Origin of the sequence: Mesorhizobium sp. M2A.F.Ca.ET.039.01.1.1, from assembly GCF_003998035.1 — a bacterium.
Classification (GTDB): Bacteria; Pseudomonadota; Alphaproteobacteria; order Rhizobiales; family Rhizobiaceae; genus Mesorhizobium.
Window position 1 is genome coordinate 1 of the sequence record NZ_RZRY01000343.1, and the last position, 6,759, is coordinate 6,759.

At 65.0% G+C, this 6,759-nt stretch carries 8 protein-coding genes; 2 read left to right on the forward strand and 6 right to left on the reverse strand.

What is annotated here, in order from left to right; genetic code table 11:
* Nucleotides 1-51 precede the first annotated feature (51 nt).
* Nucleotides 52-939: a LysR family transcriptional regulator gene (locus EOA24_RS23000; RefSeq protein ID WP_126081600.1), complete on the forward strand. Its 888-nt coding sequence runs from the start codon at nt 52-54 to the stop codon at nt 937-939.
* A gap of 16 nt (nt 940-955) precedes the next feature.
* Here the strand turns inward: EOA24_RS23000 and EOA24_RS23005 are convergent, their stop codons facing one another.
* The 5 genes from EOA24_RS23005 to EOA24_RS23025 form a co-directional block, all read right to left on the reverse strand.
* Entirely contained in the window at nt 956-1,708 is a 753-nt protein-coding gene (locus EOA24_RS23005; RefSeq protein ID WP_126083735.1) for an SDR family NAD(P)-dependent oxidoreductase, read from the reverse strand.
* Nucleotides 1,709-1,757: 49 nt separating this feature from the next.
* The gene (locus EOA24_RS23010; RefSeq protein ID WP_126081601.1) at nt 1,758-2,861 is read right to left on the reverse strand and encodes an AbrB family transcriptional regulator; all 1,104 of its coding nucleotides are present in this window, start codon (nt 2,859-2,861) and stop codon (nt 1,758-1,760) included.
* A gap of 68 nt (nt 2,862-2,929) precedes the next feature.
* Nucleotides 2,930-3,241, reverse strand: a complete 312-nt coding sequence (locus tag EOA24_RS23015) for a putative quinol monooxygenase (protein WP_095817233.1) — start codon at nt 3,239-3,241, stop codon at nt 2,930-2,932.
* 50 nt (nt 3,242-3,291) lie between these two features.
* A complete protein-coding gene (locus EOA24_RS23020) occupies nt 3,292-4,065 on the reverse strand; it encodes an SDR family oxidoreductase (protein ID WP_126081602.1) in 774 nt (257 codons plus the stop codon).
* Between the two features lie 81 nt (nt 4,066-4,146).
* Nucleotides 4,147-4,581: a DsrE family protein gene (locus EOA24_RS23025; protein ID WP_126081603.1), complete on the reverse strand. Its 435-nt coding sequence runs from the start codon at nt 4,579-4,581 to the stop codon at nt 4,147-4,149.
* Nucleotides 4,582-4,680: 99 nt separating this feature from the next.
* Here EOA24_RS23025 and EOA24_RS23030 point away from each other — a divergent pair, with 99 nt between their 5' ends.
* On the forward strand, nt 4,681-5,781 hold the full coding sequence (locus EOA24_RS23030; RefSeq protein ID WP_126081604.1) for a hypothetical protein: 1,101 nt from the start codon (nt 4,681-4,683) through the stop codon (nt 5,779-5,781).
* A 179-nt stretch (nt 5,782-5,960) separates the two neighbouring features.
* Here EOA24_RS23030 and EOA24_RS23035 read toward each other — a convergent pair.
* The coding region (locus EOA24_RS23035; RefSeq protein WP_133374576.1) for a cation diffusion facilitator family transporter at nt 5,961-6,759 on the reverse strand (799 nt) is incomplete at its 5' end.

Genomic DNA, 6,759 nt, shown 5'->3' on the forward strand with positions numbered 1-6,759 from the left:
GTATTAAATCTCCATTCATACCGGAATGAAACGCTCGAATGGATTCAAGCGATGGATCGTCTCAACGGCCTTCTTGCCTTTGCCCGCACCGCCGAATTCGGCAGTTTCGTAAGCGCGGGGCGAGCGCTCGGCATCTCCGCTTCCGCCGTCGGCAAGAGCGTCGCCCGGCTCGAGCAGGAGCTCGGCGTGCGGCTCCTGCAGCGCAGCACCCGGCGCATCGGCCTGACCGAGGAGGGCAAGCTGTTCAATGAGCGGGTGCGCCGCATCCTCGACGACATCGACGACGCCGAGGCGATGCTGTCACGGACACGCGAGACGCCGCACGGGCGGCTGCGTATCTCCACCCCGATCGTCACCTATCACCTGCTGTTGCCGGTGCTGTCGGAATTCATGGCGCGATACCCGGAAATCGAGCTCGATATCGATTTCAACGATCGCATCGTCGACGTCATCGAAGAGGGCATCGACGTCGCGATCCGCAGCGGCGAGCTGCCCGATTCACGGTTGGTGTCGAGGCCGGTCGCGCCCTTTCGCATGATCCTGTGCGCGGCCTCGTCCTATCTCGATCGGCATGGTACGCCTGGCACGCCGGCGGATCTGGCAGCGCATTTCGGCATCCATTTCCGTTTCCTCAACAGCGGCAGGCTGCTGCAATGGCCGTTCATCACCGGAAGCGCCGCGCCGCAGATACGCTCGATGCTGACCTGCAACAACATGGAGGCATTGAAGGGCGCGACGCTTGCCGGTCTCGGCATCGCCTGCATGCCCGATTTCCTGGTGCGGGAGGCGCTGCATGACGGAAGGCTGCGGACCGTGCTCGACGAACATGTCGACGGCCGCGGCCAGTTCCGCATGCTGTGGCCATCCAATCGCCACCTTTCGCCGAAGGTCCGCGTCTTCGTCGATTTCCTGCCCGAGCGGCTTGCTGTCGGGAGATAGCTCCCCCCAGGGGTGGTCAGTAGGTGGTGCGACCGCCCGAGAGGTCGAAGGTGGCGCCGGTGGTGAAGGTGTTCTCGTCCGACAGCATGAAGGCGATCATGGCGGCCGCCTCCTCGACCTCGACGAAACGGCCGCGCGGCACCTTGCCGAGCATGTAGGCGACCTGGGCCTCGGTGAGCTGCTCCAGAATGCGCGTGCGGGCGGGCGAGGGCGTCAGCGCGTTGACGGCTATGTCGTATCCGGCGAGCTCCTTGCCGAGCGATTTGGTCAGCGCCAGCACGCCGGCCTTGGCGGCCGAATAGGCGGCGGCGTTGGGATTGCCCTCCTTGCCGGCCACCGAGGAGATGTTGACGATGCGGCCGTAGTTGCGCGCGACCATGCCGGGCACCAGGCGCTTGCAGCAATAGAAGACACCGTTGAGGTCGATATCGACGATTTGGCGCCAGGCGGCGGGATCGTAGTCGACCACGGTGGCCGCCGGCCCGGCAATGCCGGCATTGTTGACGAGAAGATCGACGGGGCCAAGCATCCGCTCGGTCTCGGCGGCCGCGCGATCGACGGCTTCGATCTGCGACTGGTCGCAAAGGATGGCCTTGACCCGGCCAAGGGAGGCGAGTTCGGCTACGGCCGTGGCCATTGCGACCTGGTCGATGTCCCAGATGGCCACGCCGGCGCCCGACGACAGCAAGCGTCGCGCGACCGCAAGGCCGATGCCTTGCGCGCCGCCGGTCACCACGGCGACGCGGCCGGAAAGATCGACAGCATTCACACGACGGTTCATGGGCATTTTCCTCGCTCCCACCTTGCAATAGCGCGGATCAGGACCTGACGTTTCGCGCCACCAGCCTGGCTACGCTTGGCCCAATGAGCAGCACGACCAGGAAGCGTGCCGACTGCAAGGCCATGACGAAGGAGATATCGACGTTGCGCGCCGCGGCGGCGATGATGGCGACGCTGTCCATGCCGCCGGGGCTGGTCGCCAGATAGGCGGTCAGCGGATCGATGCCGAGCAGGCGGCTGATGACGAAGGCCATGCCGCCACAAAAGGCGATCAGCGCGACGATCGAGCCGATGATCTGCGGCAGGGCGCGAGCCGCGTGGCGCAGGATCGGCCGGGTGAAATTCAGCCCGATCGACCAGCCGACCATGGCATAGCTGATCGCCAGCAGCCAAGGCGGCAACTGCATCGGCACGCCGAGGCCGAGATGGATCACCGCGCCGAAAATGAAGGTGCCGAGAAAGAACGGCGAGGGCAGCCTGACCAGCTTTCCGGCCAAGCCGCCCACGATCGCGATGCCGATGGTGGCGGCGAAGGCCAAGGCATCGATCGGCGGAAACCAGACGATGGGCGGCACCTCGACGCCGGATGTGTCGACCCACATCCTGGCAACGAGCGCGGCCGTCATCGAGACGAAGATGACGCGCAGATATTGCATGAAGGCGACGAGACGCTGGTCGGCGCCAAAGGCGCCAGCCATCAGCACCATGGCCGTGGCGGCGCCGGGCGAGGAGCCCCAGACCGCCGTGGTGCCGGGCAGGATGCGCCAGCGGCTGATCAGCCAGCCGAGCAGGCTGGAGGCGGCGACGGTCGCGACCACCACGCCGAGGAAGAGCGGCCATTCCTTGTAGAAGGCAGGAAAGATGTCGGCGGCGATCGAATTCGCCACCAGGCAGCCGACGATCGCCTGGGCCGAGGCGAAAAGCGGACGGGGCACGCGCACCGTGGCGCCGTTGGTGCCGGCGAGGATGGCGGCAAGCATAGGGCCGATCAGCAGCGCCGCCGGCAGGGCGGCGAGTTCCAACGCGCCGGCGAAGGGCAGCGAGAACACCAAAAGCACCAGCCATTGCCGTGGCGGGCGCAGGCGCGCCATGCGGTCGATGGGTGCGTGGTCCTGGGATGGTTGCTCTGGCGAGGAGTCCATATCCGGCTCTTAGACCTGACGGAGACAAATGCGAACCCGCTTTTCGCGGACAATCCGTGTCGAGGCGGTCAGCCGGCCTTTTCCGGCGCAGGGAGTCCAAAGCCGCCGACCGGATGGGTCTCGATCTGGAATTCGAAGCCGGCGATGAAGGGACGCGCCCTGGCGATCGCGGCCTGGACTTCCGGCAATTGCAGCGAGGCCTTGTGGCTCGCCTGGTCGGTCCACACCTCGGTGACCCAGATGGCATCGGCGTCGGCCGGATCGGTGGCGATGATGTAGCTCAGGCAGCCGGGGAGCGCGGCAGTGCTTTCGCGCAGCACGTCCATGACCGCATCGCGCTGGCCGCGCGCCGCCCGCATCTTACCGATCAATCCGTACATGCCTTGATCTCCCTCCAGGTTGCACGCTGCATCAGTATGCAATCGCCGGCTCACGGCATCAACTGTCCGCCATTCACCTCGATCACCTGGCCGATGATGTAGCCGCTCAACAGATCGGACGACAGGAACAGGTAGGCGCCGACGCAATCTTCGGCCGTTCCGGCGCGTCCCTGCGGAATGGTCGCGACCATCGCCTTGATCTGCTCAGCGCTCGAATAGCGTTCGTGGAACGGCGTCAGGATCGTGCCTGGCGCCACGGCGTTGACGCGGATGCCGAAGCCGATGAGTTCCTTCGCCATGCCGCGCGTCACGTTGGAAACGAAGGCTTTCGACGAACCATAAAGGCCGGCGCCGCCGCCGGCGCCGTTGCGCGCGGCGATCGAGGTGGTGTTGATGATGAAGCCGCCCTGGCGCTTCAGCCACGGTATCGCCTTGCGCGAGGCGGTCAGGACAGAACGGGCGTTGAGGTCCATCACGGCGTCGTAATGCGCTTCGTCCTGATCGGCATAGGCGATGCGGCCGAGCATGCCGCCGGCATTGTTGACCAGGCCGTCGAGCCGGCCGAAATGCTGGGCGCTTTCCTCGACCACACGCTCGACGTCGGCGGGTATCGAAAAATCGCCCTGGACCAGAAACACCTCGCCGCCGTCATCGCGGATGGCTTCGGCCACGGCTTCGGCGGGTGCGCGGCTCGCATTGTAATGCAGCGCGACGCGGCATTTCTGCGCCGCGTAAGCACGGGCAAGGGCGGCACCGATGCCGGTCGAGGCGCCGGTGACCAGCACCGCCTTGCCGGCAAGATCGGGGATGGCAAGTGTCGTCATGTCGGTCGGCCTCCAGGTTGGCACATTTCGTAGGCTATTACCGGCCTTCCGTTCAAGCGTTGGCGTTCAAGCGTGGCCGCGTCAGGGCCTGAGATAGACATAGCCCTGATGCTGCAGTTCGGCGAGTTTAACAACGCCGCCTTTCTCCGCGACCTGGAAGCCCGACAGCAGGTCGGCAAGCGTGATGTCCATGCCGCGCAGGGTGTTGCCGCAGGCCTGCGGGACGAGCCGCTGCTGGACGAGGCCGGCAAAGCGGCTGGAAACAGCGCCGGAAGCGCCCTGGGCTTTGAAGGCCGCCAGTGCCGGACCATGCACCACAAGGACAATATCGACATTGCCGCCGGTGCCCTCATAGTGGTTCTTGATGTTGCCGAGGACGAAGTTGACCTTGTCGGCGTCGCTGAGGTGATAAGCGACCTTCAGCTTCTCCTCAGCCGTTGCCGCGTTGGCCCGGCTCAGGCCGAAAAGGCCCGCGGCGCCGGCGAGGCCGGCACGAAAAATGTCACGGCGCAGCATCGTGTCCTCCGTTTGCCGGCCTGCTCGCGCGATTTTGCATGGTCCAGGCGGGTCTCCTAGACTACCATAAAGCAGTCCTGTCGGTGGGAGGAGGATCGCATGGCATCGAAGGCCGTTGTGGGGAGGACCATGGCGGGCGTTGCGCTTTGCGCCGCCTTTGCCGCTTTTGCCGGCGCGGCGCGCGCCGAACAGCCGCCCAAACTTCCCGAGCTCAGCCCGACCGGTGCCGATGTCTGCTTCGGCCGTATCTACGATGCCGCCCATCTCAAGGCGCATCCGCACCAGAAAGTGGCGCGCATCTTCTTTTTCTATGGCGACGATCCGGTCAGCCGGCCGAACGAAGAACCCCCCGCCAACCAGGATACTTCCTATAACGGCTTCCTCACCACCACCGTGCGCGGCGCCAAGAAGCCCGACTGGGCGGCCGGCTGGTGCAACAAGGAAGATCCGAGCGACAAGGCGAGTGGCATCCGCTGCGGCATGGATTGCGACCGCACGCTCGCCTCGCTGAAAGTCGACGACAAGGGCCGGCTGATGCTCTCCAACGTACAGCCTGATGTGTATCTCGACGCTGGCGCGGAGGAGGACCTCGGCAAAGCCGAGTACAACAGGCAGGCGCTGGGCAGCGAGGACGACAATTTCAAGCTGGATCCGATGCCGGCCGAGACCTGCAAGGCGGAGTTCACACGCATCGACCCCATCGACCCGGCGCTGGGTGATCCGCTGCGCGTGCGCCTGAAGCCGGATCAGCCGTTCTGCTTCGGGCGCGACTATGACGATGCGCATCTCAAAACACATCCCAACCAGCTGACGCAATCGATCCGCGTCTTCCGCGGGCCGGTCGAGCTCGCTTCCTTCGCGGCCGGCGGCGATGCCGCGACCTGGCCCGACGGGGCGGACATTGCCGTTTCAGTGACGACCAGGCAGAAGGGGAAAAAGGTCACGCAGACCTATTCCTGCCAGGGCGAGGCCGACCAGTGGCGCTGCTCGGCAAGCTCCAAGATGAGCGATTTTTCCTGCGACATCTCGCAGAAGGAGATCTTCCTCAAGCGCGGGCCCAACGGCACGATGATGGTCGCGAACCCCAACAATGCGGTGGCGGTTGTCGATCTCTGTTCGAAGGCGGCGGACGGCAAGACCAAGTCCGACGACAAGGTTTATCGGCTGCAGCCGATGCCGCAGTCGGCGTGTGCTCCGTAAGGTCTGCCGATATTCAGGTGAGGCCGGCCTGCGAACGACGGCTTCCTGCCCTTCCGGTGCTCACGTACTTTCAAGTACGCTCCGCTCCGGCTCTCGGAAGCCATCTTGTCTGGTCGCTTCGCGCCCGTCTTCGACTCCGACTCGGCCTGACCTGAATCTCGACAGACCTTCGCGCTCTGCTAAGCGAAAGGCACCGCGGTCGTGCCTTTCGGCAGTTTGGCCTCGTCGTCCGGCTCGACATGGATGGTGACGCGCACCGAGGGGATCTCGGCCTTCAACGCGTCCTCGATGCGATCGCAGATGACATGGCTGGCGCCGACGGTCATGTCGGCGTCGACGACAAGGTGGAACTCGATGAAGGTGGCGCGTCCGGCAATGCGCGTCTTCAGGTCATGCACCTCGAGCGCGCCTTTCGAATTGGCCGAGATGATGTCGCGGATCTGCATGTTCTCATGGCTATCGACGGCGCGGTCCATCAGGCCGTTCATCGACGAGCCGATCACATGCCAGCCCTGCCACAGGATGTTGAGCGCGACGATCACGGCCAATGCCGGATCGAGGATCTGCCAACCGGTGAGCACCGCGCCGACAAGGCCGCCGAGCACGCCAACGGACGTCACAACGTCGGTCATGATGTGCTGGCCGTCGGCGACTAACGCCGGCGATTTCGCGTTGCGGCCGGTCTGGATCAGAGTCCAGGCCCAGATCGCGTTGACGATGGTCGCCAAGCTGTTGACGGCGAGACCCTTCCAGGGCTGCTCGAGCGGGGCCGGATGCTGCCAGGACTGCCAGACCTCGTTGAGGATCAGCAGCGCCGCGACGACGATCAGCACCCCCTCGAGCACGGCCGAGAAATATTCGGCCTTGTGGTGGCCAAAGGGATGGTCCTGGTCGGCGGGCTTGTAGCTGACCTGGATTGCCCAGAAGGCGGCTGCCGACGCGATGACGTTGACGATCGATTCCGCCGCGTCCGAATAA

Excerpts from the sequence above, each read along its gene's own strand:
- EOA24_RS23000 (WP_126081600.1), top strand. The coding sequence starts at position 52 with ATGGATCGTCTCAACGGCCTTCTTGCCTTTGCCCGCACCGCCGAATTC.
- EOA24_RS23010 (WP_126081601.1), bottom strand. The coding sequence starts at position 2,861 with ATGGACTCCTCGCCAGAGCAACCATCCCAGGACCACGCACCCATCGAC.
- EOA24_RS23015 (WP_095817233.1), bottom strand. The coding sequence starts at position 3,241 with ATGTACGGATTGATCGGTAAGATGCGGGCGGCGCGCGGCCAGCGCGAT.
- EOA24_RS23020 (WP_126081602.1), bottom strand. The coding sequence starts at position 4,065 with ATGACGACACTTGCCATCCCCGATCTTGCCGGCAAGGCGGTGCTGGTC.
- EOA24_RS23025 (WP_126081603.1), bottom strand. The coding sequence starts at position 4,581 with ATGCTGCGCCGTGACATTTTTCGTGCCGGCCTCGCCGGCGCCGCGGGC.
- EOA24_RS23030 (WP_126081604.1), top strand. The coding sequence starts at position 4,681 with ATGGCATCGAAGGCCGTTGTGGGGAGGACCATGGCGGGCGTTGCGCTT.